This is a genomic window from Streptomyces sp. NBC_00385, assembly GCF_035917155.1.
Classification (GTDB): domain Bacteria; phylum Actinomycetota; class Actinomycetes; order Streptomycetales; family Streptomycetaceae; genus Streptomyces; species Streptomyces poriferorum.
In genome coordinates this window covers 1585676-1610819 of record NZ_CP107951.1, presented here as the reverse complement: position 1 = coordinate 1610819, position 25144 = coordinate 1585676, and the positions used below count along the sequence as shown (strand labels likewise).

The following is a 25144-nucleotide window of genomic DNA, read 5'->3' as shown; positions in this document are numbered from 1 at the left end:
GTGTCCTTTTCGCCGCAGACCTGAATCGAGTGATCTTCCATGTCACGTCGCCGTGCCCACATCGCCATGGTCGGCATCCCCGCCGTCAGCCATGTCCTGCCGAGTATCGAGGTCATCCGTGAACTGGTGGCCCGCGGCCACCGGGTGACGTACGCCAACGACCCGGCGGTGGCCGACCGGATCGAGGCCACCGGTGCCGAGTTCGTCCCGTACGGCTCCTCCCTGCCGGTCGACGACAACAGCTGGCCCGAAGACGCCATCGGCGCGATGGGCGTCTTCCTCGACGACGCCGTCCAGGTGCTGCCGCAGCTGAGGGCCGTCTACGACGACGACCCCGCGGACCTGTACCTGTACGACATCGGGGCGTACGCGGCGCGTGCGCTGGCCGAGTCGCAGAAGCGCCCGCTCATGCAACTGTCCCCGGCCATGGTCGCCTGGGAGGGATACGAACAGGACGTGGCGGCCCACCTGTGGGCGCTGCCCGGAGCCGACGCGTACCGGGCGAAGTTCACCGGATGGCTCGCCGGCTGCGGCGCGTCCACCACCGACATGGACGCCTTCGCCGGGCGTCCCGAGCACACCCTCGCCCTCATCCCCCGGGCGATGCAGCCGCACGGCGAGGACGTCGACACGGACACCGTGACGTTCGTCGGACCCTGCTTCGGCGGACGCGGCGCCGAGCAGAGCTGGACCCGCCCCGCGGGCGCGGAGCGCGTACTGCTGGTCTCGCTGGGCTCGGCGTACACCAACCGGCCCGAGTTCTACCGCCAGTGCCTGGCCGCGTACGGCGACCTGCCCGGCTGGCACGTCGTCCTACAGATCGGCCGGCACACCGACCCGGCGGAGCTGGGCGCCATTCCGGACAACGTCGAAGTGCACTCGTGGGTACCGCAGTTCGCGATCCTGGAACAGGCGGACGTCTTCGTCACCCACGCCGGCATGGGCGGGAGCGCCGAAGGGCTCTACACCGGGGTGCCGATGATCGCCGTCCCGCAGGGCGTCGACCAGTTCATGAACGCCGACCGGCTCGTGGAACTGGGCGTGGCCCGCCGCATCGACACCGCGGACGCCACCGCCGAGGCGCTGCGGACCGCGCTGACCGAACTGGTCGCCGACCCCGAGGTCGCCGGCCGCTCGGCACGGCTGCGGGCCGAGGCACGGGCCGAGGGCGGCACCCCGCGGGCCGCCGACCTCATCGAGGAACTGCTCGGCTGATCCGCCGTAGCCCGCACGGGGCGGTCGGGGCCCGCGGCATCGCGGGCCCCGACCGCCCCGTCAGGTCAGGCGTCCGGCTCTCACGGAGTGACGACGGCGAAGTCGGGGTCGAACGCGTCGAGCAGACCGTCGAGCGTCCGCAGAGCGGTCGCGTCGCCGCCGAGCGTGATCTTCCCGTACTGGGCCAGGCCGGGCGCGGCCGCCGGCTTCAGCAGCGCACCGACGAGCGCGGCCTCGGGGCCGGTGACGGGTGCGACGCGACGGGCAGGGACGCGACGGGACAACGGCCCGGGGCCGCGCGGTGGGTTTCACCGTGCGGCCCCGGGCCGTTGTCCGTGCGTGCCGGTCGGGGGCTCAGCCCTTGCGGGCGGTGATCTCGTCGGTGAGCTGCGGGACGACGTTGAAGAGGTCGCCGACGACGCCGTAGTCGACGAGGTCGAAGATCGGGGCCTCGGCGTCCTTGTTGATCGCGACGATGGTCTTGGAGGTCTGCATGCCGGCCCGGTGCTGGATCGCGCCGGAGATGCCCGAGGCGATGTAGAGCTGCGGGGAGACGGACTTGCCGGTCTGGCCGACCTGGTTGGTGTGCGGGTACCAGCCCGCGTCGACCGCGGCGCGCGAGGCACCGACCGCGGCACCCAGCGAGTCGGCGAGTGCCTCGATGACGTGGAAGTTCTCCGCGCCGTTGACACCGCGCCCGCCGGAGACGACGATCGCGGCCTCGGTCAGCTCCGGGCGGCCGGTCGACTCGCGCGGGGTGCGGGAGACGACCTTGGTGCCGGTGGCCTGCGCCGAGAAGGACACCGCGAGGGCCTCGACGGCACCGGCTGCCGGAGCCGGCTCGACGGGGGCCGAGTTCGGCTTGACCGTGACGACCGGGATGCCCCTGGAGACACGGGACTTGGTGGTGTACGAGGCGGCGAACGCGGACTGGGTGGCCACCGGGCCCTGGTCGCCGGCCTCCAGGTCGACGGCGTCGGTGATGATGCCGGAACCGATCCGGACCGCGAGACGGGCCGCGATCTCCTTGGCCTCCGCGGACGAGGGCAGCAGCACCGCGGCCGGCGACACCGCGTCGAAGGCGGCCTGCAGCGCGTCGACCTTCGGGACGACGAGGTAGTCGGCGAACTCGGAGGCGTCCGCGGTCAGGACCCTGACCGCACCGTGCTCGGCGAGCGTGGCGGCGGTGTCCGCGGCACCGCTGCCCAGGGCCACGGCGACGGGCTCGCCGATGCGGCGGGCGAGCGTCAGCAGCTCCAGGGTGGGCTTGCGGACGGCACCGTCCACGTGGTCGACATAGACGAGAACTTCAGCCATGGGACTTCAATCTCCTGCGTGTACGAGGGAGTGCGGGGGCGGTGGGACAACAGCCGGGGCTCAGATGAACTTCTGGCCCGCGAGGAACCCGGCCAGGGCCTTGCCGCCCTCGCCCTCGTCCTTGACGATCGTGCCCGCGGTGCGGGCCGGACGCGCGGCCGCGGAATCCACCGCGGTCCAGGAACCGCCCAGACCCACCTCGTCCGCGTCGATCCCCAGATCATCCAGATCCAGCGACTCGACCGGCTTCTTCTTCGCCGCCATGATCCCCTTGAACGACGGGTAACGGGCCTCACCGGACTGGTCGGTCACCGACACCACCGCGGGCAACGACGCCTCCAGCTGCTCGGACGCCGTGTCACCGTCCCGGCGGCCGCGCACGACACCACCCTCCACGGAAACCTCGGACAGCAGCGTCACCTGCGGCACACCCAGCCGCTCGGCCAGCAGCGCCGGAACCACACCCATCGTGCCGTCCGTCGACGCCATCCCCGAGATCACCAGGTCGTAACCCGTCTTCTCGACCGCCTTCGCCAGCACCAACGACGTACCGATCGCGTCCGTACCGTGCAGATCGTCGTCCTCGACGTGAACAGCCTTGTCCGCACCCATCGACAACGCCTTGCGCAACGCGTCCTTGGCATCCTCCGGACCCACCGTCAACACGGTGACCTCCGCATCGTCCGCCGCGTCCGCGATCTGCAACGCCTGCTCGACCGCGTACTCATCCAGCTCCGACAGCAGACCGTCGACATCCTCACGATCCAACGTCAGGTCATCGGCGAAATGCCGGTCACCGGTCGCGTCGGGCACGTACTTCACACAGACAACGATCCTCAAGCTCACGCCGGCTCTCCCTGTACTTCGTGGTGTCTCTGGACGATCCTATGGCACCCAGTACCCCTCGTAAAGGTACCCAGTGTCGGATGCGTGTTTCCGATGCTACGTTTCCGGCATGACCGATGACCGCGGGCCGGCCAAGAAGCCCCCCATGCGTGATGTGCTCGCCGAGGCGGCCTTCGCGCTCTTCATGGAGCGTGGGTTCGAGCGGACCACGGTGGACGACATCGTCGCCAGCGCGGGGGTGGGGCGCCGGTCGTTCTTCCGCTACTTCCCGTCGAAGGAGGACGCGGTCTTCCCCGACCACGAGCGCTGCCTCGCGGACATGACCGCGTTCCTGGAGGCCGCCGGGGAGGGCGACCCGGTGGAGGCGGTGTGCGACGCGGCCCGGCTGGTCCTGCGGATGTACGCGGAGAAGCCGGAGTTCTCCGTGCAGCGCTACGGGCTCACCCGGGAGGTGCCCGGTCTGCGTACCTATGAGCTCTCCGTCGTACGCCGCTACGAGCGGACCATGGCCGGGTACCTGGAGCGCCGGTGGGCCGGTGCCCCCGACGCGGCCCTGCGTGCGGAGGTGATCGCCGCCTCGGTGGTCGCGGCGCACAACAACGGGCTGCGGTCCTGGCTGCGTTCGGGTGGCCGGGGCGATGCCGGCGCCGAGGTCGACCGGGCGCTCGAACTCGTCCGCGCCGTGTGGGGAGCGGCCGCCGAGCGGCCCTCCGCGCCGGCCGCCGAGGACGAGGTGATCGTGATGATCGCGCCGAAGGGTGCCCCGATGTGGCGCGTCGTGCAGCGCGTCGAAGCAGCTCTCGACGAGGAACGCGGCACCACTGAGAGGTAGTTCACTCGACGGTTCGCATCCTTCGGCACTCAGTACCTTTACTTCGTGGAACTAAGTGCCATACGGTGCCGGTGTGCCGTCGCCGGAGGTGCGGCGCACCCAACCGAGCGCGGGAGGCCGAGACGTGTTCATCACCGAAATCGACGTGGAGCCCACTGCTCGCGACGCAGTGGAGCCGTGCAGCACGGAGGGTCTGGTCTACCAGGTGTGCCGATGGTGCGGCACCGCATCCTTCCGTAAACTCCTGTGCCCCGTCTGCGCGTCGAGCGACCTGGAGTCGGAGCAGAGCGACGGACACGGTGTCGTCGTGCGGTCCAGCGTCGTGAACCGCTACTCGCGGGTCATGCGCAACGAGTCCCTGGTCCGCTTCCCCCAAGGCTTCGTGTACCGCTGTCGCATCGTGGGCGCGGCTCCGCACCTGGTGAGCGTCGGCGACCGGGTCAGGCCCGTCGGCGGGAAGACCTCGGAAGCGGGCGAAGTGGTACTCGAACTGTGCGACCCGCCCGGAATGGCCGACTGGTACGCGTGAACCGGCGCCGTCACGCCTCCAGATAGCGCAGCACGGCGAGGATCCGCCGGTTGTAGCCGGTGGTGTGCGCCAGCCCCAGCTTGTCGAAGACCGCGTTCAGATTCTTCTCGACCGCGCTCAGCGAGATGTGCAGCTTCTGCGCGATCGCAGCGTTGGTGTGGCCCTGTGCCAGCGCCTCCAGGACGGTGCGCTCGCGCGGGGTGAGCCGCGACAGCGGGTCGCCGTGCGCACTGCGGATGACCAACTGCCGTACGACTTCCGGGTCGAAGACGGCCCCGCCCGCATGGATCCGCTCCAGCGAGTCGAGGAACTCCTCCACCTGCGCCACCCGGTCCTTGAGGAGATAGCCGACCCGCTCGGCGTTCGAGGCGAGCAACTGGGCCGCGTAGGCGCGCTCCACGTACTGGGACAGGACGAGCACGCCGATGTCCGGCCACCGGCTGCGGATCTCCACCGCGGCGCGCAGCCCCTCGTCCTTGTGCGTGGGAGGCATCCGGATGTCGGTGACGACGAGGTCCGGCGCGTGGGCCGCGACCTCCGACAGCAGCGCCCCGGCATCGCCCACCGAGGCGAGCACCTCGTGTCCCTCCTCGGTGAGCAGGCGGACCAGGCCTTCCCTGAGCAGGGTCGAGTCCTCGGCGAGAATCACACGCACGGCAGCTCCGCGGTCACGGTCGTGGGGCCCCCGGCGGGGCTCCGGACCTCCAGCATGCCGTCGATCGCGGCGACCCGGCCGCGCAGCCCCGCCAGTCCGCCGCCCTCCGGGTCCGCGCCGCCGGCCCCGTCGTCGCGGACGAGCACGGTGAGGACCTCGCCGCGCCGTGCGACGCTCACGAGGACGTGCCCGGCACCGGAGTGCTTGGCGGCGTTCGTCACGGACTCCGACACGACGAAGTACGCGGCCGTCTCCACGGACGGCGGCAGCGGCCCGGACACGTCGTACGCCACCCGGACGGGCAGGGCGCACCGCTCCGCCACCCCGCCCAGCGCCTCCCGCAGCCCCAGACTGTCGAGCGCGGTCGGATAGACCCGCCAGGCCACCTCGCGCAGTTCGGCGATTACCTCGCCCGACTCCTTGTGCGCCTGGGCCAGCAGGGCCTCCGCCTGCCCGGCGTCACGGGCGCGGCGGGCCCGGCCGAGCAGCATCGCGAGCGCGACGAGACGCTGTTGTACGCCGTCGTGCAGATCGCGCTCGACGCGCCGCCGCTCGCTGTCGACCGCCCGCACCACCGCGGCGCGGCTCGCCGCGAGTTCACCGATGCGTCGCTCCAGCAGCTCCCGTTCGCCCGGCCCGAAGCACGCGCGGGCCAGCCGGGCGTCCAGCGCGGCGAGCGAGAACAGCCCCTGCACGTCGAGGAAGAGCAGCACGGAGCCGAGGACCACCTGGGTGAGCAACTCCTGCCAGCTCAGCGTCGACCTGGCCACCCCGGCGGCGAGCAGTCCGGCCAGTACGAGGCCGAAGACCAGTAGCCCGGCCACCACCGCGCACAGGAGCCCCGCGTAGGTGCGGGAGGCCAGATAGCGCAGGACCTGCTGATCGGAGGCGCGGTGTTCGGGGAACCGGTCATGGAAGAAGGCGGACCGGCGCCACCGCTCCACCGCCGTCAGTCTCCTGGCGCCCGCGACCAGGAGGGCCCGCGCCCGGGCCCTGGTGTGCGGCCACAGGAGGAAGGCGCCCAACAGGGCTCCGGCCACGGTGAAGTAGAGGAGTCCGGCGAGCGCCGTCAGACAGCCCAGGAGCGTGCCCGTGATCGCGGACAGCCGCCCGGTGATGCCGCCATCGGTGCCTGCGGGGTCGCCCGTCATGTCCACCGACCCTAGCCGAGTGCTGAGGATTCCGGCCGGGCCGCACACGCGCATCGCCGCACCTCAGGGCGTACGGCGGTGCTGGGCCCGCCCGTTCGCGGACCGGAGGCGGACCACGACGTACAGGGCGAGCGCCGCCAGTACCAGGATCAGCACGGCCTTGGAGAGCAGCCCGACGTACGTCTCCACCGCGTTCCACTGGTCGCCGAGCCAGTAACCGGCCATCACCAGCACCGAGTTCCACGCCAGACTCCCCACGGCGGTCAGCCCGAGGAACACCGGCAGCGGCATCCGTTCCAGGCCGGCGGGGACGGAGATCAGGCTCCGGAAGACCGGCACCATGCGGCCGAACAGCACCGCCTTCGTGCCGTGCCGGGCGAACCACGCCTCCGTACGCTCCAGGTCGGAGCTTCTGACCAGCGGAAGCCGCGCCCACAGGGCATGCATCCGCTCGCGGCCGAACAGCATCCCGATCCAGTACAGCGCGGCCGCCCCCGCCACCGAACCCAGCGTGGTCCAGAGCAGGGCCGATGCCGGCGAGATCACCCCCTGCCCCGCGGCGAACCCCGTCAGCGGCAGGATCACCTCACTCGGCAGCGGCGGGAACAGGTTCTCCAGCGCGATGGCGAGGCCGGCGCCGGGCCCGCCCAGGGTGTCGACGAGATCGGCCGCCCAGCCGGCGACCCCGTCGGCGGGTTCCTGCGGAAGGGCGAGCAGTACGGAATCCATGCGAGGTCTCCAGACCGGGCGGCGGCCGCGGCACCGCGCCACGACTCCCTGACCACGCTAGGAATCCCGCACCGGCGGCGGTATGCGGATTGCCGCCCGACGGGGTGCGGTGGTCCGTACGCGCGCCCTGCGGTTTCCCGCAGGGCGCGGGTCGTCGCTGGCCGTGCGCGTGGCCTGCGGCTCCGGGGGGCGAGGCCGAGTCATCCGATGAACCCTGCGCAACACCCTTCTCCCGGCGGGTTCGCGCCGCTACCATCGGGACCCGTATGGGAGCGCTCCCACATCCGTACCCGCCCTGTACCGCCACTGTCGGCGGTCTCGTTCGGAGAGGACGTTTCCGTGCGCTCAAGCGCTAGACCCCTTGCCGCCCTCCTGGCAGCACTCACTCTTACCGCCGGGCTCTTCGCCACCGGTGCCCCGGCATCGGCGCGCGCCAGCGATGTCGTACCGGCCGCCGAAGCATCCGATGTGTCCCTGGCCGCGGACACATACGACTGGAAGAACGTCCGCATCGACGGCGGTGGTTTCGTCCCCGGGATCGTCTTCAACCGGTCGGAGAAGAACCTCGCCTACGCCCGCACCGACATCGGCGGCGCCTATCGCTGGGACCAGGCGGGCAAGCAGTGGACCCCGCTGCTCGACTGGGTGGACTGGGACCACTGGGGCTGGTCCGGCGTGGTGAGTCTGGCCTCCGACTCGGCCGACCCGGACAACGTGTACGCCGCCGTGGGCACGTACACCAACAGCTGGGACCCGGGCAACGGTGCCGTCCTGCGCTCTTCGGACCGGGGCGCCAGCTGGAAGGCGGCCGAGCTCCCCTTCAAGCTCGGCGGGAACATGCCGGGCCGCGGCATGGGCGAGCGCCTCGCGGTCGACCCGAACAAGAACTCCGTGCTGTACCTCGGCGCTCCCAGCGGCAACGGTCTGTGGCGGTCCACCGATTCGGGGGTGACCTGGTCCGAGGTGACGGCCTTCCCGAACCCGGGCAACTACGCCCAGGACCCGACCGACACGAGCGGATACGGCAACGACAACCAGGGCATCGTCTGGGTGACCTTCGACGAGCGGACCGGCAGCGCGGGCAGCGCGACCCAGGACATCTACGTGGGCGTCGCCGACAAGGACAACACCGTCTACCGCTCCACCGACGGTGGCGTCACCTGGTCGCGGATCGCCGGGCAGCCGACCGGATACCTGTCCCACAAGGGCGTACTCGACTCTTCGAGCGGCTACCTCTATCTGACGCTGAGCGACACCGGCGGGCCGTACGACGGCGGCAAGGGCCGGATCTGGCGGTACGCCACCGCGACCGGTGCGTGGACGGACGTGAGCCCGGTCGCCGAGGCGGACACGTACTACGGATTCAGCGGACTGTCCGTGGACCGGCAGCACCCCGGCACCCTGATGGCGACCGCGTACAGCTCCTGGTGGCCGGACACCCAGATCTTCCGCTCCACGGACAGCGGGGCGACCTGGACGCAGGCCTGGGACTACAGCAGTTACCCGAACCGCACCAACCGCTTCACCCAGGACGTCTCCTCCGTGCCGTGGCTGACCTGGGGCGCCAACCCGACGCCGCCGGAGACCTCGCCCAAGCTGGGCTGGATGACGGAGGCGCTGGAGATCGACCCGTTCGACTCCAACCGGATGATGTATGGCACGGGCGCCACGATCTACGGCACCGAGAACCTCGGGAACTGGGACTCCGGCAGCAAGTTCACGATCACCCCGATGGTGAAGGGCCTTGAGGAGACGGCGGTCAACGACCTGGCGAGCCCGCCGTCCGGCGCCCCGTTGCTCAGCGCGCTCGGCGACATCGGAGGGTTTCGGCACACCGACCTGGACGCCGTTCCCGGCATGATGTTCACCTCGCCCAACCTCACCTCGACGACCAGCCTCGACTTCGCGGAGGCGAGCCCCAACACCGTCGTGCGGGTCGGCAGCGCCGACGCCGCCCCGCACATCGGCTTCTCCACGGACAACGGGTCCAACTGGTTCCAGGGCTCCGAGCCCGCCGGGGTCACCGGTGGCGGCACGGTCGCGGCGGCGGCCGACGCCAGTGGCTTCGTGTGGAGCCCGGAGGGTGTGGGCGTGCAGCACACCACCGGGTACGGGAGTTCGTGGTCGGCGTCCACCGGGATCCCGGCCGGGGCGACCGTCGAGTCCGACCGGAAGAACCCGAAGAAGTTCTACGGGTACAAGGCCGGCACCTTCTACGTCTCCACGGACGGCGGTGCCACCTTCACCGCGAAGGCGTCGACCGGCCTGCCCGCCGAGGGCAACGTCCGCTTCAAGGCCGTGCCGGGCACCGAAGGCGATGTGTGGCTGGCGGGCGGCAGCGCCACCGGGGCCTACGGGCTGTGGCACTCCACCGACTCGGGCGCGACGTTCACGAAGCTGTCCGGGATCGAGCAGGCGGACTCGGTCGGCTTCGGCAAGGCGGCCGCGGGAGCCTCGTACCAGACGCTCTTCGTGACCGCGAAGATCGGCGGAGTGCGCGGCGTCTTCCGTTCCACGGACGCGGGTACGACGTGGACCCGGATCAACGACGACGCCCACCAGTGGGGTTGGATCGGGGCCTCCATCACCGGTGACCCGAGGATCTACGGGCGGGTGTACGTCTCGACCAACGGCCGCGGAATCATGTACGGCGACTCCTCGGACGGGGACGGGGGCGGCACGGACCCGGGCACGGATCCCGGAACCGACCCCGGAACCGACCCGGGGAACCCGTCCGGGGACGCGGCCTGCTCGGTGACGTACAAGGTCACCAACCAGTGGTCCGGCGGTTTCCAGGCCGATGTGACGCTCACCAACACCGGCACCGCGGCCCTGGACGGCTGGCAGCTCGGCTGGACGTTCGCGGACGGACAGAAGGTCACCCAGATGTGGAACGCGACGCCCACGCAGGACGGGGCGAAGGTGAAGGCCGCCAGCATCTCCTGGAACGGCAAGGTGGCGCCGGGGGCCTCGGTGGGCTTCGGGTTCACGGGCACGCTGACGGGCGGCAACGCCGCACCGGCCGCGTTCGCCCTGGGTGACGAGGCCTGCTCCACCGGCTGACGGACGAGCAGAGTGACGGGGGGAGGGGCGGGCCGAGCGGGTGGGTCCGCCCCTTGCCGTGCCGTGTCCCCGGCCGGGTGAACGACGGCCTCACTGGCCCCGTACAGGTTCGTCGGCCATACTGCCCGCCGTGGAGCAGCGCATAGATCCGAAGACTCAGCCCGCGTACGCCGCAGGCACAGACCCGGCGTACATCCCCGGTCTCACGGCCCCTCGAACCGCCGCGAAGGCGGACGAGGACCCGGAGCGGACCGAGGAGCCCGCACCCGAGGGTTCCGCGCCCGAAGATGCCGTCGTGGAGGCCGCACCGGAGGAGGACGCGGCACCCGACGCCGAGCCCGTCGCCGGGACGGCGGCGGACGACGAGGAGGACGAGAAGGAGCATCTGGACGAGGCCGACGGCGCTTCGTCCGACGACGGGCCCGACGACGGCCCGTCGTTCGAGGTGAGCGACCGGCGCGGTTCGATCTCCGCGGACCGTGCGGGCATCAGGTTCACGCTGGACGACCAGGAGGCCGACTTCCGCTGGGACGAGATCGGCGCCGTCGAACTGAAGCCGGCCCGGTTCGGCCGCCGGTTCACGATCACGGTCCACATGTCGACCCGGCGCTGGTTCAACGCCGAGGTCGAGGCGGCCGCCAGGAGCAGCCTCAAGGAGTGGACGGACGGCTTCGACGCGGTCCTGGACGCCTACTTCGAGGAGTCCTGACGGTCCGGGCCCGGGACGGCCGTGCCGGGGCGGCCTGAGGCCTCCGGCCCTCTGCCTCTGCGCCGGGCGGCCGAAGGTGGTGCCCCGCCACGGCCGGCCGCCCTGCGAGGGCCGGCCGGCCGTGCCGGTGGACCGCCGGGAGCGACACGGGGTGCGCTCCGCGGTCTCCACCGCTGACTCGGGCGGCTCAGGCCTCCGCGAGGACCACGGAACGCGTCAGGTGGCGCGGGCTGTCCGGGTCCAGGCCGCGGGCGGCGGCGCGGGCGATGGCCAGGCGCTGGACGCGGACCAGCTCGGCCAGCGGGTCCAGGCCGCTCTCCACCCAGCGGGCGCCGGTGGCGAGGACCTGCTCGCGCAGGCCCTCGGGGGCGGCGCCGAACGTCCAGGTGGCGGTTCCGGTGGTGGCGATGCTGATGGGGCCGTGGCGGTACTCCATCGAGGCGTACGCCTCCGTCCAGGAGAGCGAGGCCTCCTTCATCTTCAGCGCGGCCTCGTTGGCGAGACCGGCGGTCCAGCCGCGGCCGAGGAAGGTGAACTGCGAGCAGTCCAGCAGGCCTTCGGGCAGCGGTTCGGCCAGTGCGGTCTCCGCGTCGCGGACCACGGCGTCGGTGTGCAGGCCGAGGTGGGCACGGAGCAGCGTCAGCAGCGTGGTGGCGAACCGGGTCTGCACGACGGACCGCTCGTCCGCGAAGTCGAGGACCACGACAGCGTCGGCGGACGTCATCACCGGGGTGTCGGGGTCGGCGGTGATGGCCACGGTGGGGGTGGTCCCGCGGAGCCGGTCGAGGAGTTCGAGCACCTCGGTCGTGGTCCCCGAGCGGGTGAGGGCGACGACGCGGTCGTAGCGGCGGCGGGCGGGGAACTCCGAAGCGGCGAAGGCGTCGGACTCGCCCTGGCCGGACTCCTCGCGGAGCGCGGCGTAGGCCTGAGCCATGTAGAACGAGGTGCCGCAGCCGACGACGGCGATGCGCTCGCCGGAGGCGGGCAGCGCGGCGGCGTGGCTCGGAGCGAGGTCCGCGGCGCGGCGCCAGCAGTCCGGCTGACTGGCTGTCTCGATCTCGACAAATGACACTTTTGCACTCCGAACTGGCGATGGGATGCTCGTTTACGCACGTTACTCGGTATTAGCAAGCATTATCAAGCATTCAGCGTGCAGGTGTCCGCCTCGGTGGTGTGACTTCGTGGCTTGACTCGGCGGAGCCGTGTGCGACGCTTGCGCGTGTCCGGTGACCGCGCCCCAGGGGATGGGCGTGCGCAGGCCGGGCCCGTAAAGGAGAGTTCTCTTGTCCAGGGATGCCCGGTGGAACGCACTGCTGGAACTCGTCGGCAAGCACGGCCGGGTGGACGTCGAGGATGCCGCCGGCGCCCTGGACGTCTCGGCCGCGACCATCCGCCGGGACCTGGACCAGCTGGCCGAGCAGCACCTCCTCACCCGTACCCGGGGCGGCGCCGTCGCGCACGGCGTCAGTTACGAACTGGCGCTGCGCTACAAGACGGGACGCAACGCGCCGGAGAAGCAGGCCATCGGCCGGGCCGTCGCCGAACTGGTCGCGGTCGGCGAGGTGGTGGGGCTGACCGGCGGCACCACCATCACGGAGGTGGCGCGCTCGCTCGCCGTGCGCTCCGATCTTGTGGGCGAAGGCGCGGGCGGGGCGTCAGGGCAGCCGACCCTGACGGTGGTCACCAACGCCCTCAACATCGCCAACGAGCTGGTGATCCGGCCGCAGATCAAGATCGTGGTCACCGGCGGAGTGGCCAGGCCCCAGTCGTACGAACTGACCGGACCGCTGGCCAGCGGGGTGCTGGGCGAGATCACCCTGGATGTCGCCGTGCTGGGCGTCAACGCGATCGACACCGAACGCGGCGCGTACGTTCACCACGAGGGCGAGGCCAGCATCAACCGGCTGCTCGCCCAGCAGGCCCAGCGGGTGGTGGTGGCGGCCGACTCGTCGAAGATCGGCAAGCGCGCCTTCGCCCGGGTCTGCGACCTGGGGGCGGTCGACTTCCTGGTCACGGACAAGGGCATCGCACCCGAGGTCGCCGCGCGCTTCACCGAGGCCGGCGTCACCGTCATCGCGGTCTGACCGCCTGGCTCCGGCCTGTCTCCACCTGCGGTTCGTGCGTTCGGGGGCTCCGGTGCACCCGATTCGAGCTCCCGTGTGCCCGCGGGTTGCCGATGAGAGTCCCGGTGAATGTCAATAGATGTTCGCCAGCGCCCCTAAACGAGCAACTCTTGCCATGATGGTGCGCGGTCGTGAACTATGAGGCTGTCGTCGTGAAGGAGCCTTCGGCCTCCCGCACCGTCTTTGGCGGCCTTCGCCCGCACGACCGTACGTAGAGAAAGGACTCCCGTGTCAGACCTGCGACTCGGCGTCATCGGGCTCGGCCTGCGCCGTTCCATCGCGACGTCCGCCCACCACCCCGGACAGGGATCGGCGATCACCGCCGTCTGCGACCTCGACCCCGAGGTGCGCCGACGTGAGGCGGAAGCCTTCGGCACCGATGTCGCGGTCGAGGACTACAAGCTGCTCCTCGACCGCGACGACCTCGACGCGGTCGTCATCGCCACCCCGGACGACACGCACGAGGCCATCGCGATCGACGCGCTCCGCGCCGGCAAGGCGGTCTTCGTGGAGAAGCCGCTGGGGATCACCGTCGAGAGCTGCGACAACGTCCTGCGCGCCGCGTACGAGACCGGGACCCGGCTCTACGTCGGCCACAACATGCGGCACATGGGCGTCGTACGGCTGATGCGCGACATCATCGCCCGTGGGGACATCGGGGAGCCCAAGGCCGTCTGGGTGCGCCATTTCGTGGGATACGGCGGCGACTACTACTTCAAGGACTGGCACGCCGACCGGACCCGGACCACCGGACTGCTCCTCCAGAAGGCCGCGCACGACATCGACGTGCTGCACTGGCTGGCCGGCGGCTACACCCGGCGCGTCAACGCGCTGGGCGACCTGCTCGTCTACGGCGGCCTGCCGCGCCGTGAGCCGGACACCCCGCGCCCGGACAACTGGCTGCGGGAGTTCGACTGGCCTCCGACGGCCCGTAAGGACCTGCACCACATCGTCGACGTCGAGGACGTCTCGGTGATGAACATGCAGCTCGACAACGGGGTCGTGGCCGCCTACCAGCAGTGCCACTTCACACCGGACTACTGGCGCAACTACACCGTCATCGGCACGGAGGGGCGGCTGGAGAACTTCGGCGACGGCCCCGGTGACGAGGTCAAGGTCTGGAACACCGGACCCAGCGGATACCGCGCCGACGCCGACATCACCTACCGGGTGCCCGAGGCCGGCGGTTCGCACGGCGGCGGCGACACCCGGATCATGGAGGAGTTCTGCCGGTTCGTGCGCGACGGGGGCGTCACCGACACCTCACCGGTCGCCGCCCGGATGAGCGTCGCCGCCGGTGTCCTCGCGACCCGTTCCCTGCGTGAGGGCGGTGCGCCGTACGACGTGCCGGCTCTCGACCCCGAACTGGTCGCGTACTTCGAACGCGGGCAGGTCCGTTCCTGAGGATCTGACCGGGAAGGCCGGACAGGGCCCCGGTCCTGTGCGGCGGGTTTCACCGCACCGGATGCACCGAGCCGGTGCATGCAAGGCAATGATCCCCATCCCCCCACCGGAAGCAGGTGCATCGCATGACCCTGCGCCACGTCTTAGGAACGATCACCGCCACCGTCACCGCTGCTGCCGCGGCAGCCACCCTGGCCCTGCTGGGAACGGCCGCCCCCGCCCGGGCCGCGGAGTCAGGCGCGGCCGTCCCCGCCCGGGCCGCGGAGCTGGGAGTCACTCCCGGCACCTACACCAACTACTCCTTCTCCGGTGCTCCGGTACTGACCGAGGTCACCTGGTCCACCACCGTCCCGCACGACCCCGGATACCGGGCGAACATCTTCTGGAGCCATCAGTTCGGCTTCGACCGGGGCAGCGGCGCGTACTTCGGAATGCAGTCCAACGGAGGGTCGAAACGGACCCTCCTCTTCTCCGTCTGGGACGTCTCCGAGGCCAGAGCGGGCTCGGCCGGCAGCTGGTGCCAGACCTTCGGCGGCGAGGGCGAAGGCATGAGCTGCCGGATGAACCTCGACTGGACCGCCGGTCATCGCTACACGTTCGAGGTCGCGGCCGAGGGTGACGGCTGGTTCGGCGCCACCGTCGCGGACACCGTCACAGGTGCCTCGTACAGGCTCGGCGCCATCAAGACCCCGGCCGCCGCCATCTCGCCCTCCGGAATGGTGGACTGGACCGAGTACTTCGAGTGGAACAACCCCCGCGCCACCTGTTACGACCAGCCGTTCAGCGACGCCCGCTTCGGGGTGCCGACGGGCAACGGCGGTACGGTCACCGGCGCGGTCGCCTCCACGTCCAGCAGCGCCAACGCCTGCGCTCCGATGACCCGGATCGATGTCGCGGCCGGTTCCACCGTGCAGAACCTCGCCGTCGGCAACTCGGTGCGCGGTGCGGTGACCGGGCCCGCCGGGAAGTGCCTGGACGCCTTCGGGGGTGTCGCGGACGGTGTGGCCGCCGACCTCTACACCTGTTCGGGCGGCGCCAACCAGGCCTGGGTGAGGGCGGCCGATGGCACGCTGCGGCTCCCGTCCGACCACTGCCTCGCCGCGGACGGCACCGGCAACGGGGCGGCCGTTCGCGTACGTGACTGTGCCGGGACCGGTGCGGGCGGGGCGGTCACCGACCCGGCCCGGCAGTGGACGTACAACGCCTCCACGCACACGGTCGTCAACGAGGCGTCGGGGCGCTGTCTGGACGTCCCGGGAAGCGACACGGCGAACGGGACCGCTCTCGGGCTCTGGGACTGCCACGGTGGCGCCAACCAGCAGTGGAACGTGCCCGCGGCCTACTGATCCGCGGGGCCGTGAGCCACCGCCCCCGGCGGGCCGCTTCCAGCGGTCCCGTCCGGGGGTTTCGGCATCCGGCCCGGGGGCTCACCCGGGGACCCAGGGCTCCGGTGTCCGTTTCCGGCGGTCTCGCCCCCGGCCCGAGCGTCTGTTTCCAGCCATGCTCGGTGGGTAACCGGTCTCCCTCGGTTTGACGACGGTCCGACGTGCACCGGTGACGGGGTGCCCACAGCCGGGGGATTTGCTCGGAAACCTTGCCGTCGTTCCCTGCTGCGATCACCTCGACTGCTCTCGGACGGTCACCGGCCGACCGGCCTCGGGGGGACCGGAAGGCGATTTCACGCCAACAAGGTGCTGCTGTCCTCAGGTTCGAACGCGCGACCGGATCGGGGTCGGCATAATCGCGTCCATGTCGATCACGGGTGGAGACGTCGTTGACCTGGGCCGGGGCCTGTACGCATGGCTCCCGCCGAAACGGGGCTGGGGGCTGGCCAACTGCGGCCTGCTCGTCTCGCCCCGTGGCGCGCTCTGGATCGACACCCCGTACGACACGGTGCTGGCGGGCCAGTTCCTGGCCGAGAGCACGAAGCTGCTGCCCGACGGTGTCTCCATCGACCGTGTGATCGTCACGCACGCCAACGGGGACCACTTCTGGGGCGCGGGGGTCCTGCCGGACGCGGAGATCATCGCGACCCGCGAGGCCCGGGAGCACATTCACTACGAGCCCACCCCGCAGCAGCAGCACGCCCTGGTCAACGGAAGCGATCCGGCCACCGCGCTCGGCGCCTACCTCGGCCGTCACTTCGGGCCCTTCGACTGGTCGCAGACCGATCCGGTCCGGCCGACGACGTACTTCACCGGGGAGCTCGAACTCACCCTGGGGGAGTACCCCGTACGCATCACGTCCCTGCCGTCCGCGCACACCACGGGGGACCTCATGGTCCACCTGCCCGCACAGGGCGTCGTGTTCAGCGGCGACATCATCTTCTCCTCGACCCCGCAGCAGCCGGGCGACCACCCGATCCACTGGGCCGGCCCGCTGAGCAACGTGATCGCGGCCTGCGAACAGGTACTGGAAACCGGCGCGGAGACCGTCGTGCCGGGCCACGGACCGGTCCTGGACCGGGCGGGCGTGCGCGACCACATCGTCTACCTGGAGTACGTGCGCGAGCGCGCCCACGCCTTCCACGGCGCGGGCGTACCGGCCGTGGAGGCGGCCCGCCGGGTGATCGGGGAGGGGCGTCACCCCGAACTGGGCCTCCCGGAGCGGCTGGTGGTCACGATCGGCAGCGAGTACCGGCAGCTCGACGGATCCGAACTCCCGAGCGTGCTCCAGGTCATGACCGACGTCGCAGCGGTCGCGCAAGAAGTGGAGCAGGCCCGTGAGACGGCAGGCCCGGCGGACTGACCGCCCGGTACTTCGCCGCAGCGGCGGCAACGGAACCGGCTCCCGCTGCAGCGGCAACGGAGCAGGCCTACGCCGTCCCGGGTCCGGAACCGGCCCCCGCCGCTCCGGGCACAGGACCGACCCGACGACAGAAACGCGGTAACGGCATGGGATGGATCGTGGCGGTGGTCGCCGTCATAGCCGCCGTGGCAGCAACGGCGCGCTCCTACCGGGCCGCCCGCTCGGAACAGCTGGCCGTGGCCCACGCCGAGCTCGCCGAACGCCAGGCGAAGGCGGCCGAGGCCCGCACCGCGGCCCTCGTCGACGAGATCAGGCAGCTGGCCCGGAAGCGGATCCCGGCCGCCGCGCTCGCCCTCTCCCACCCCAGCGCCCAGGTCCCCGGACTGCGGGAGGCGGCCGAGGTCGACGGCGGCGCGGCCAGGCTGCTCACCGAGGCCGTACAGGCCACCCGGACCGCGGTCATGGAGGAACGGCAGCGCGTCGACGCGGCCGCCCGCGCGGCGATGCGGGGCACCTCCGCCAAGATCCAGTCCCTGCTCAACCAGTCCCAGCAACTGCTGCACGAGCTCCAGCACGAGTACGACGACCCGCGCATCCTGCAACTGGACTTCCGCAACGAACTCGCGCTGCGCCGCACCCAGTCCACCGCGGTGCTCTGCGACGCCTGGCCCGGCCTGGCCCGCCAGAACTCGCCCCTCGTCGAGATCGTGCTCGGCGCACAGTCCCGCGTCGCCGGCTACGAGCGGATCAAGGTGGCCAACCATCTGCGCGACGAACGCCTCGGACTCGCCGCCCGAGCCGCCGAACCCCTCGCGATCGCGCTCGCCGAACTGCTCGCCAACGCCACCGCTTACTCGCACCCCGACACCGATGTGCAGGTGACGGTCCAGCAGAGCGGCGGCCGGGGCGCGTTCCTGGTGGTCGACGACGCGGGTATCGGCATGGACGACGACGCGCTCGACCGGGCCCGCGCCCTGCTGGCCGGGCCTTCCGAGGTCCTGCTGACCGAACTGGGCGATCCGCCGCAGACGGGGTTCGCCGTGGTCGGCAGGCTGGTGGTGCAGTACGGCTTCCACTGCCACATCGAAGCCTCGCCGTTCGGCGGCATGCGTACGATCCTGCGCGTCCCCGCCCATCTGCTGACGGTGCTGGAGGACGACCACAGCCTCTCCGCCCTGGCCCCTGCGCCCGTGTCGGCCGTCCCCGCCCCGGACCGGCCGGCCGCTCCCGCACAGTCCGCCCGGCCGGAACCGGCGCCCGCCGAGGCGCCTTCGGGACTGCCCAGCAGACGCCGGCGCGCGCCCCGCCCCGCGGCCGCCACCCCGGCCCCCGCCGCCCCGGCCGCCGGACCGGTGTCCCGTACACCCGAGCAGGCGGAGTCTTCCTGGGCGGCACTCCAGCAGGGCACTCTGATCGGCAGGAGCGTCGCCGGGCGGGTCCCCGCACCGGATGCGGACGGCAACGACCACCTGGGCGACCAGGACGACGAAGGAGACGACGAGAAGTGAGCGCCCCCAGCCCCACCACCGGTGACCTCGCATGGGTGCTGACCCCGCTGCTTGAACTGCCCGGAGTCCAGCACGCCGTGGTCGCCACCGGCGACGGCCTCGTCGAGGGCGCCTCGCCCGGACTCGACCGGGCCTCCGGTGAACGGGTCGCCGCCATGACGGCCACGCTGCACGCCGCGGCCCGCGCCTTCACCACGGCCTTCACCAACGTCGAGGCCCCGCAACTGGCCCAGACGGTCGTCGAGTCGGACCTGGGCTTCGCCATCGTCGTACCGGCGGGGAAGAACACCACGCTCGCCCTGTTCGCCGAACCGGGCGCCAAGCTCGGGGACATCGCCTACCAGATGCAGGTGCAGGTCACCGCGCTGACGCGGGCGATGCACGCCCCGGCCCGCCAACCGGACACCGCCGCCCGGCCATGACCGCCGGCCCAGGACGCCGCCTGATCCCCGCCTACCTCGTCACCGGGGGCCGGTCCCGGCCCACCGGCCCCGCGCTCGACCGGCTCGCCGTGCTCGTGCGCACCGAGGAGGCCCTGCCGCAGGACACCGGTTCGGAACAGCGCAGGCTGTGCGAACTGCTGGAGCCGGGTGCCCTCACCGTCGTCGAGTGCGCGGCCCATCTGGACCTGCCGGTCAGCGCCACCGTATTCCTGGCCACGGATCTCGCGGCCGCCGGACTTCTGCTCACGCGACCGCCGATACCCAGTGCCGGGGAGATCGACCGGTCGCTCGTCGAGAGGCTGCTCGTTGGACTCCGCTCCCTCCACTGACCGGACGGACGTCGGCTATCTGCCGGCTGCCGCCCGGACCCTGATGAAACTCGTCGTCACGGGTCCCTTCGGCGTGGGCAAGACGACCCTGATCCGCACTCTCTCGGAAATCCCCACGCTCCACACCGAAGAGGCGATGACCCAGTCCAGCACCCTGCTCGACGACACCGCCGGGCTGCCCGAGAAGACCACGACCACGGTCGCCATCGACTTCGGACGCCTCACCGTCCTGGACGATCTCGTGCTGTACATGTTCGGCACGCCCGGCCAGGACCGCTTCCTGCCGCTGTGGGAGGACATCGCGCGCGGGGCGCTGGGCGCGCTCGTCCTGGTGGACACCCGCAGGCTCGCCGACTCCTTCGCCGTGATGGACATGGTCGAGGAGCAGGGGCTGCCGTACGCCGTCGCCGTCAACCGCTTCCCCGACGCGCCCGCCCACAGCGACGAGGTCCTGCGCGCGCACCTCGACCTCGACGCGGGGACCCCGCTGGTCCAGTGCGACGCGAGGGAGCGGCGCGGCAGCATCGACGCCCTGATCGCGCTGGCCGAGCACGTGCTGACCCGCCTGCCGCAGCCCGAGGACCCGCAGCCCGAGGACCCGTCATGACATCGCATCCGCAGCAGCCGCAGCCCCTCGCGCTGTACGGCCCCGACTTCGCGGCCGACCCGCACGGCCACTACCGCACCCTGCGGGAACACGGCCCGCTCGCACCGGTCCGGATCGCCCCCGGCATCGAGGCGATGCTCGTCACGGACTACCAGGCAGCCGTCGACCTGCTCCGCGACACCCACACCTTCAGCAAGGACCCGCGCGCCTGGCAGGCGACGGTCCCCGCGGACTCCCCGGTGCTGCCCGTGCTCGGGCACCGGCCCACCGCGCTGTTCAGTGACGGCGCGGAGCACGCCCGTTACCGCGACGCCATCAATGACACCCTGGCCCTGATCGAACCGCACATCCTGCGGGCCCAGGTGGCCGGGGTCGCCCAGCAGCTCATCGCCGAGTTCGCGGCCACCGGAAGCGGCGACCTCATCGCCCAGTACGCCCGGCTGCTCCCGCTGCACGTCTTCGTCACCTGGTTCGGCGTCGATCCCGCGGACGGCGACCGGATCGTCGACGGCATCGGCGGCATGATGAACTCGGCCCAGGGCGCCGCCGCCGCGTACGCCGACCTCGTCGACGTCGTCACCCGTCTCGTCGCCGACCGGCGGGCCCGGCCGCGGCGCGACCTCACCTCGTACTTCCTGGCGCATCCGGCGCGTCTGGACAACGACGAGACTGTGCGTCAGATCACGTTGCTCATGAGCGCGGGCCACGACCCCGAGACCAACCTGATCGGCAACGCGACCCTGCACATGCTCACCGACGAGCGGTACGCGGGATCGCTTCACGGGGGCGCGATGACCGCCCACGAGGCCATCAACGAGGTCCTGTGGCAGGACCCGCCGATCGCCAATCTGGCGGCGCACTACCCGCGCCACGACACCGAGTTCCACGGGGTCCGGCTGCGTGCGGGACAGCTCGTCCTGGTCTCATTCGGCGCTGCCAACACCCAGTCCGGACCTGCCACTTCGGACACCGGGGTGCGGTCCGGGGGCAGCGCTCACCTGGCCTGGTCGGCCGGTCCCCACCGGTGCCCCGCCAAGCAGCCGGCCCTGCTCATCGCGATGACCGCGATCGAGCAGCTCACCAGTCAGCTGTGCGACGCGGAACTGACTGTTCCGGTGAGTGAACTGCTCTGGCGACCGGGGCCGTTCCACCGCGCACTGGTGCATCTTCCGGTACGTTTCACCCCCCTGGACACCCTCGTGTCCGTGGGCCCCGACCGGGAGCCGGCCCGGCGGCCGGAGGTTCCGATCGGCTCCTGAACCGTGTCGCTGGTAGGCCGAACGGGTGAGGGGCGAGAGAATTGCCCGATGAACAGTGAGCGCAGCCGGCGCAACGCCAACCGACGCACAGACGGGGTGGTCCGGTGAGCAGGTACGACAGATATGACGTCACGGACGAGCAGTGGGAGGGGCTCGCCCAGGTCGTCCCGCTGCGCAGTCGCAACGAGTGGCCCTCCCGGGTGGACCATCGCACGGTCCCGGACGAGCGGGAGAGTGCCGAGCAGCGGCGCATGGTGGTGCTGCGGGTCCAGATCTTCGCGGACGCGCGCGAGGTCGCCGAGTACCTGGTCGCGCAGATTCCGGTGCTCCTCGACCTGACCAGCGCCGAGAGCGATGTGGCCAAGCGGATCCTGGACTTCACCAGCGGGGTCGTCTTCGGGCTGGGCAGCGGAATGCACCGGGTCGACCGGAACGTCTTCCTGCTGTCTCCCGTCGGCATGGAGGTCGAGGGCGTGACGGCGGCGGGCGTACCGGGGGCGTAGCCGACGTGCCGGCCGGGGCCGCCACGCATCCGGTACGCCGTGACTGGGTGCGGCCCCCGGTCCGCTCTCCGCCCGTCTCCCTGTCCGCCTGCCCGTCCGTCTGCCCGTTCGTCCGTCCGTCTGCGGGGCGGTGGTAGACCTGGGCCGTGACAGAACTCGACGTACACGCGCTCCAGCAACGGCTCGCCGCATTCGCTGCCGCACGCGACTGGGAGCAGTACCACACCCCCAAGAACCTCGCGTCGGCGCTGAGCGTCGAGGCCGCCGAACTCGTGGAGATCTTCCAGTGGCTGACACCGGAACAGTCGGCGCGGGTGATGGAGGACCCCGCAACGGCGCCCAGGGTGGCGGACGAGGTCGCCGACGTTCTCGCCTATCTGCTGCAGTTCTGCGAGGTGCTGGGCATCGATGTGCTGGCGGCTCTGGCGGCCAAGATCGAGCGGAACGAGGGGCGTTTCCCGGTGTCGCAGTCGACGGATGCCCCGATCCGTCACTCTTCGGAGTGATCGAGTTGTTCACATTCGATTTCGTGTCCACAGATTTCCGAAATCCCCTGGCCTTTCGGTACCACCACCCTCACTGTGGGTAATGGAAGAGGTGAGCGGGTTTTCGCGTCGAACGGGGGCAAGGGATGGAAGCGGAGCGGCTTGTAGCAGTCATCCGGAGGGCGCTGGCGCAGAGCCGGGGCACGCCGGACATCATCGCCGAGGCCTGGCAGGCCCAAGCGCTGGCGCAGGCGATCGGGAGCCGGCTGGCGGCGAGCGGTCCCAAGGAGTTACGGGGAGAGGCGAGCGGTCTCAGCGAGATCGGCGGACGGAGCAACGGCGCACTGGAGCACCCGGCGGCCCGGGCGGGTGTGGCACGGGCGGCGCAGCTCTCCGAGGTCGCCGATCCGCGCGCGGCCCTCACCGGTCTCGGCGCGCTGCTCGGGGAGGTGGGGATAGCCCTGGTCGGTGTGGCGTGCGAGACCGATGAACAGGGCCTGTACTGGCAGTGCATGGAGGCGATCGACGCCGCGGACGAATCGACGGACCGGGTGCACGGCATGCTCCGTCTGCTCGACGAGCGGGACCGCGAGCGCCGGGAGGATCTGGAGCGAGGCAGGGAGCGGGACGGCCCGCACGGCGTGCTGCACGGACCGGTGGGACCGGTCGCCGACGTCGGCTGAGCGTCCGGCACCGGTGAGGCGTCCGGAGGTGCAGGATGGATGCATGGATCTTCGAATCTTCACCGAGCCCCAGCAAGGGGCGAGCTACGACACACTGCTCACCGTCGCGAAGGCGGCCGAGGACCTCGGTTTCGATGCCTTCTACCGGTCCGACCACTATCTGCGCATGGGCCAGGGCGACGGCCTTCCCGGCCCGACGGACGCGTGGATCACGCTGGCCGGGCTGGCGCGCGAGACCAAGCGGATCCGCCTTGGCACCCTGATGACGGCGGGGACGTTCCGGCTTCCCGGAGTACTCGCCATCCAGGTGGCGCAGGTCGACCAGATGTCCGGCGGCCGCGTCGAGCTGGGCCTGGGCGCCGGCTGGTTCGAGCAGGAGCACAAGGCCTACGGCATTCCCTTCCCCAAGGAGAAGTTCGGCCGGCTGGAGGAGCAACTGGCGATCGTCACCGGCCTGTGGGCCACCGAGGTCGGCAAGACGTTCAGTTATGACGGTACGTACTACCAGCTCACCGACTCGCCCGCGCTGCCCAAGCCCGCGCAGGCCAAGGTGCCCGTGCTGATCGGCGGGCACGGTGCGAAGCGGACGCCGCGGCTGGCCGCGCAGTACGCCGACGAGTTCAACATCCCGTTCGCCTCGCTGGAGGACAGCGAGAAGCAGTTCGGCCGGGTCAGGGCGGCGGCCGCTGAGGCGGGCCGTGGGCCCGACGACCTGGTGTACTCCAACGCCCTGGTCGTCTGCGTCGGCAAGGACGACGCGGAGGTGGCGCGCCGGGCCGCCGTCATCGGACGGGACGTGGCGGAACTGAAGGCGAACGGACTGGCCGGCTCGCCCGCCGAGGTCGTCGACAAGATCGGCCGGTTCGGGTCGATCGGGGCGTCGCGCATCTACCTCCAGGTGCTGGACCTCGGCGACCTGGAGCACCTGGAGCTGATCTCGTCGCAGGTCCAGTCACAGCTCGACTGAGAGAACGCTCGGCTGAGCGAACAGCTCGGCCGAGAGAAGAGCTCGGCTGAGGGAACAAGGAGCCTCTGGTGTCACCCGCCCGCGATCCCGCCGCCCCGGCCGGGGCGCCGTCCCGCCCGCTCGCCACCGCGCTCGCGGCGGGAACGGTCCTGCTCGACGGCGGGCTCTCCAACCAGCTGGAGGCGCAGGGCTGCGACCTGTCGGACGACCTCTGGTCGGCCCGGCTGCTCGTGGACGGACCGGGGCAGATCGAGGCCGCGCACACGGCGTATGTGCGGGCGGGTGCGCAGGTGCTCATCACGGCCGGCTATCAGGCGAGTTTCGAAGGGTTCCGGCAGCGCGGGATCGGGCGGGCGGCGTCGGCGGGGCTCTTCGCCCGCAGCGTGGAGCTGGCCCGCCGGGCGGCCGGGGCGGTGGACCGGGACATCTGGGTCGCTGCCTCGGTCGGCCCGTACGGGGCGGTGACGGCGGACGGGGCGGAGTACCGGGGCCGCTACGGGCTCACGATCCGGGAACTGGAGCGCTTCCACCGCCCCCGGATCGAGGCCCTGGCCGCCGCCGGCCCCGATGTGCTGGCGCTGGAGACGGTGCCGGACATGGACGAGGCGCAGGCGTTGCTGCGGGTGGCGGGGGAGTGCGGGCTGCCGGTCTGGCTCTCCTACACCGTGGCCGGTGACCGGACCAGGGCCGGGCAGCGGTTGGAGGAGGCGTTCGGCCTGGTCGCCGGGGAGGAGCAGGTAGTGGCGGCCGGGGTGAACTGCTGCGATCCGGCCGACGTGGACGGGGCGGTCCGGGTGGCGGCGGAGGTGACCGGGAAACCGATCGTCGTCTATCCGAACAGCGGCGAACGCTGGGACGGGCGGGGCAGGGCGTGGACGGGGGGCGCCACGTTCGACGCCGGACGGGTCAGGGCCTGGCAGGACGCCGGTGCGCGGCTGGTCGGCGGCTGCTGCCGCGTCGGCCCGGCCGCCATCGCGGAACTGGCCGCGCTGCTCGGCGGAGGAGGGACGGCACCCGAGGCCGGGGAGAGCTGAAAATG

General features: G+C 71.4%; 26 protein-coding genes. 19 read left to right on the top strand and 7 right to left on the bottom strand.

The genetic code is table 11. The features are described from left to right. The first annotated feature begins 39 nt into the window (after nucleotides 1-39). Entirely contained in the window at nucleotides 40-1215 is a 1176-nt protein-coding gene (locus OG959_RS07015; protein WP_326657299.1) for a macrolide family glycosyltransferase, read from the top strand. 80 nt (nucleotides 1216-1295) lie between these two features. Here the strand turns inward: OG959_RS07015 and OG959_RS07010 are convergent, their stop codons facing one another. The 3 genes from OG959_RS07010 to OG959_RS07000 all read right to left on the bottom strand — a co-directional run bounded on the left by OG959_RS07010 (nucleotide 1296) and on the right by OG959_RS07000 (nucleotide 3378). After that, on the bottom strand, nucleotides 1296-1499 hold the full coding sequence (locus OG959_RS07010) for an alkyl sulfatase C-terminal domain-containing protein (protein WP_326657297.1): 204 nt from the start codon (nucleotides 1497-1499) through the stop codon (nucleotides 1296-1298). A gap of 70 nt (nucleotides 1500-1569) precedes the next feature. Then, nucleotides 1570-2532, bottom strand: a complete 963-nt coding sequence (locus OG959_RS07005; protein ID WP_326657295.1) for an electron transfer flavoprotein subunit alpha/FixB family protein — start codon at nucleotides 2530-2532, stop codon at nucleotides 1570-1572. Between the two features lie 60 nt (nucleotides 2533-2592). Then, the gene (locus OG959_RS07000; protein ID WP_326657294.1) at nucleotides 2593-3378 is read right to left on the bottom strand and encodes an electron transfer flavoprotein subunit beta/FixA family protein; all 786 of its coding nucleotides are present in this window, start codon (nucleotides 3376-3378) and stop codon (nucleotides 2593-2595) included. Nucleotides 3379-3487: 109 nt separating this feature from the next. Between OG959_RS07000 and OG959_RS06995 the strand changes: the two genes are divergently transcribed. Both OG959_RS06995 and OG959_RS06990 read left to right on the top strand, forming a co-directional pair. Beyond that, complete coding sequence (locus OG959_RS06995; RefSeq protein WP_326657293.1) at nucleotides 3488-4210, top strand: TetR family transcriptional regulator; 723 nt, start codon at nucleotides 3488-3490, stop codon at nucleotides 4208-4210. Between the two features lie 124 nt (nucleotides 4211-4334). Continuing rightward, nucleotides 4335-4739: a Zn-ribbon domain-containing OB-fold protein gene (locus OG959_RS06990; protein ID WP_442805550.1), complete on the top strand. Its 405-nt coding sequence runs from the start codon at nucleotides 4335-4337 to the stop codon at nucleotides 4737-4739. A 10-nt stretch (nucleotides 4740-4749) separates the two neighbouring features. On the opposite strand, the gene OG959_RS06985 is transcribed toward OG959_RS06990, so the two are convergent. From OG959_RS06985 to OG959_RS06975, 3 genes are all read right to left on the bottom strand, one after another. Next, nucleotides 4750-5394, bottom strand: coding sequence for a response regulator transcription factor (locus OG959_RS06985; protein ID WP_326657292.1), 645 nt, complete (start codon nucleotides 5392-5394; stop codon nucleotides 4750-4752). Continuing rightward, nucleotides 5385-6545 carry a sensor histidine kinase gene (locus tag OG959_RS06980; RefSeq protein WP_326657291.1) on the bottom strand — a complete coding sequence of 387 codons (1161 nt, stop codon included), beginning with the start codon at nucleotides 6543-6545 and terminating at the stop codon, nucleotides 5385-5387. Before OG959_RS06980 ends, OG959_RS06985 begins: the two co-directional genes overlap by 10 nt. A 63-nt stretch (nucleotides 6546-6608) precedes the next feature. Beyond that, nucleotides 6609-7274 (bottom strand): DedA family protein, encoded by a 666-nt coding sequence (locus tag OG959_RS06975; protein WP_326657289.1) that lies wholly within the window; start codon nucleotides 7272-7274, stop codon nucleotides 6609-6611. A gap of 339 nt (nucleotides 7275-7613) precedes the next feature. On the opposite strand from OG959_RS06975, the gene OG959_RS06970 reads away from it, so the two are divergent. Then, nucleotides 7614-10337, top strand: coding sequence for a cellulose binding domain-containing protein (locus OG959_RS06970; protein WP_442805549.1), 2724 nt, complete (start codon nucleotides 7614-7616; stop codon nucleotides 10335-10337). A 130-nt stretch (nucleotides 10338-10467) separates the two neighbouring features. Continuing rightward, the gene (locus OG959_RS06965) at nucleotides 10468-11046 is read left to right on the top strand and encodes a hypothetical protein (protein WP_326657288.1); all 579 of its coding nucleotides are present in this window, start codon (nucleotides 10468-10470) and stop codon (nucleotides 11044-11046) included. A gap of 187 nt (nucleotides 11047-11233) precedes the next feature. On the opposite strand, the gene OG959_RS06960 is transcribed toward OG959_RS06965, so the two are convergent. Next, nucleotides 11234-12118 (bottom strand): SIS domain-containing protein, encoded by an 885-nt coding sequence (locus OG959_RS06960; protein WP_326657286.1) that lies wholly within the window; start codon nucleotides 12116-12118, stop codon nucleotides 11234-11236. 211 nt (nucleotides 12119-12329) lie between these two features. Here OG959_RS06960 and OG959_RS06955 point away from each other — a divergent pair, with 211 nt between their 5' ends. The 14 genes from OG959_RS06955 to mmuM all read left to right on the top strand — a co-directional run bounded on the left by OG959_RS06955 (nucleotide 12330) and on the right by mmuM (nucleotide 25139). Further along, nucleotides 12330-13130 (top strand): DeoR/GlpR family DNA-binding transcription regulator, encoded by an 801-nt coding sequence (locus tag OG959_RS06955; protein WP_326657284.1) that lies wholly within the window; start codon nucleotides 12330-12332, stop codon nucleotides 13128-13130. A gap of 267 nt (nucleotides 13131-13397) precedes the next feature. Continuing rightward, the gene (locus OG959_RS06950; RefSeq protein ID WP_326657283.1) at nucleotides 13398-14573 is read left to right on the top strand and encodes a Gfo/Idh/MocA family protein; all 1176 of its coding nucleotides are present in this window, start codon (nucleotides 13398-13400) and stop codon (nucleotides 14571-14573) included. Between the two features lie 125 nt (nucleotides 14574-14698). Next, nucleotides 14699-15919, top strand: a complete 1221-nt coding sequence (locus tag OG959_RS06945; RefSeq protein ID WP_326657282.1) for a ricin-type beta-trefoil lectin domain protein — start codon at nucleotides 14699-14701, stop codon at nucleotides 15917-15919. A gap of 403 nt (nucleotides 15920-16322) precedes the next feature. Next, a complete protein-coding gene (locus OG959_RS06940) occupies nucleotides 16323-17321 on the top strand; it encodes an MBL fold metallo-hydrolase (protein ID WP_326657281.1) in 999 nt (332 codons plus the stop codon). Between the two features lie 146 nt (nucleotides 17322-17467). Then, nucleotides 17468-18829 (top strand): ATP-binding protein, encoded by a 1362-nt coding sequence (locus OG959_RS06935; RefSeq protein WP_326657280.1) that lies wholly within the window; start codon nucleotides 17468-17470, stop codon nucleotides 18827-18829. Beyond that, a complete protein-coding gene (locus OG959_RS06930) occupies nucleotides 18826-19251 on the top strand; it encodes a roadblock/LC7 domain-containing protein (RefSeq protein ID WP_148021391.1) in 426 nt (141 codons plus the stop codon). Before OG959_RS06935 ends, OG959_RS06930 begins: the two co-directional genes overlap by 4 nt. Then, the gene (locus OG959_RS06925; RefSeq protein WP_148021392.1) at nucleotides 19248-19601 is read left to right on the top strand and encodes a DUF742 domain-containing protein; all 354 of its coding nucleotides are present in this window, start codon (nucleotides 19248-19250) and stop codon (nucleotides 19599-19601) included. Before OG959_RS06930 ends, OG959_RS06925 begins: the two co-directional genes overlap by 4 nt. Further along, nucleotides 19579-20208 (top strand): GTP-binding protein, encoded by a 630-nt coding sequence (locus OG959_RS06920; RefSeq protein ID WP_219573959.1) that lies wholly within the window; start codon nucleotides 19579-19581, stop codon nucleotides 20206-20208. Before OG959_RS06925 ends, OG959_RS06920 begins: the two co-directional genes overlap by 23 nt. Then, nucleotides 20205-21467 carry a cytochrome P450 gene (locus OG959_RS06915; protein WP_326657279.1) on the top strand — a complete coding sequence of 421 codons (1263 nt, stop codon included), beginning with the start codon at nucleotides 20205-20207 and terminating at the stop codon, nucleotides 21465-21467. Before OG959_RS06920 ends, OG959_RS06915 begins: the two co-directional genes overlap by 4 nt. A gap of 104 nt (nucleotides 21468-21571) precedes the next feature. Then, nucleotides 21572-21970: a cell division protein SepF gene (locus OG959_RS06910; RefSeq protein WP_326657278.1), complete on the top strand. Its 399-nt coding sequence runs from the start codon at nucleotides 21572-21574 to the stop codon at nucleotides 21968-21970. Nucleotides 21971-22116: 146 nt separating this feature from the next. After that, complete coding sequence (locus OG959_RS06905; RefSeq protein WP_326657276.1) at nucleotides 22117-22476, top strand: nucleotide pyrophosphohydrolase; 360 nt, start codon at nucleotides 22117-22119, stop codon at nucleotides 22474-22476. A 125-nt stretch (nucleotides 22477-22601) separates the two neighbouring features. Further along, nucleotides 22602-23138, top strand: a complete 537-nt coding sequence (locus tag OG959_RS06900) for a DUF6099 family protein (RefSeq protein WP_326657274.1) — start codon at nucleotides 22602-22604, stop codon at nucleotides 23136-23138. A gap of 43 nt (nucleotides 23139-23181) precedes the next feature. Continuing rightward, the gene (locus tag OG959_RS06895) at nucleotides 23182-24105 is read left to right on the top strand and encodes an LLM class F420-dependent oxidoreductase (protein ID WP_326657273.1); all 924 of its coding nucleotides are present in this window, start codon (nucleotides 23182-23184) and stop codon (nucleotides 24103-24105) included. 68 nt (nucleotides 24106-24173) lie between these two features. Beyond that, nucleotides 24174-25139, top strand: coding sequence for a homocysteine S-methyltransferase (mmuM, locus tag OG959_RS06890; protein WP_326657272.1), 966 nt, complete (start codon nucleotides 24174-24176; stop codon nucleotides 25137-25139). Nucleotides 25140-25144: the final 5 nt, after the last annotated feature.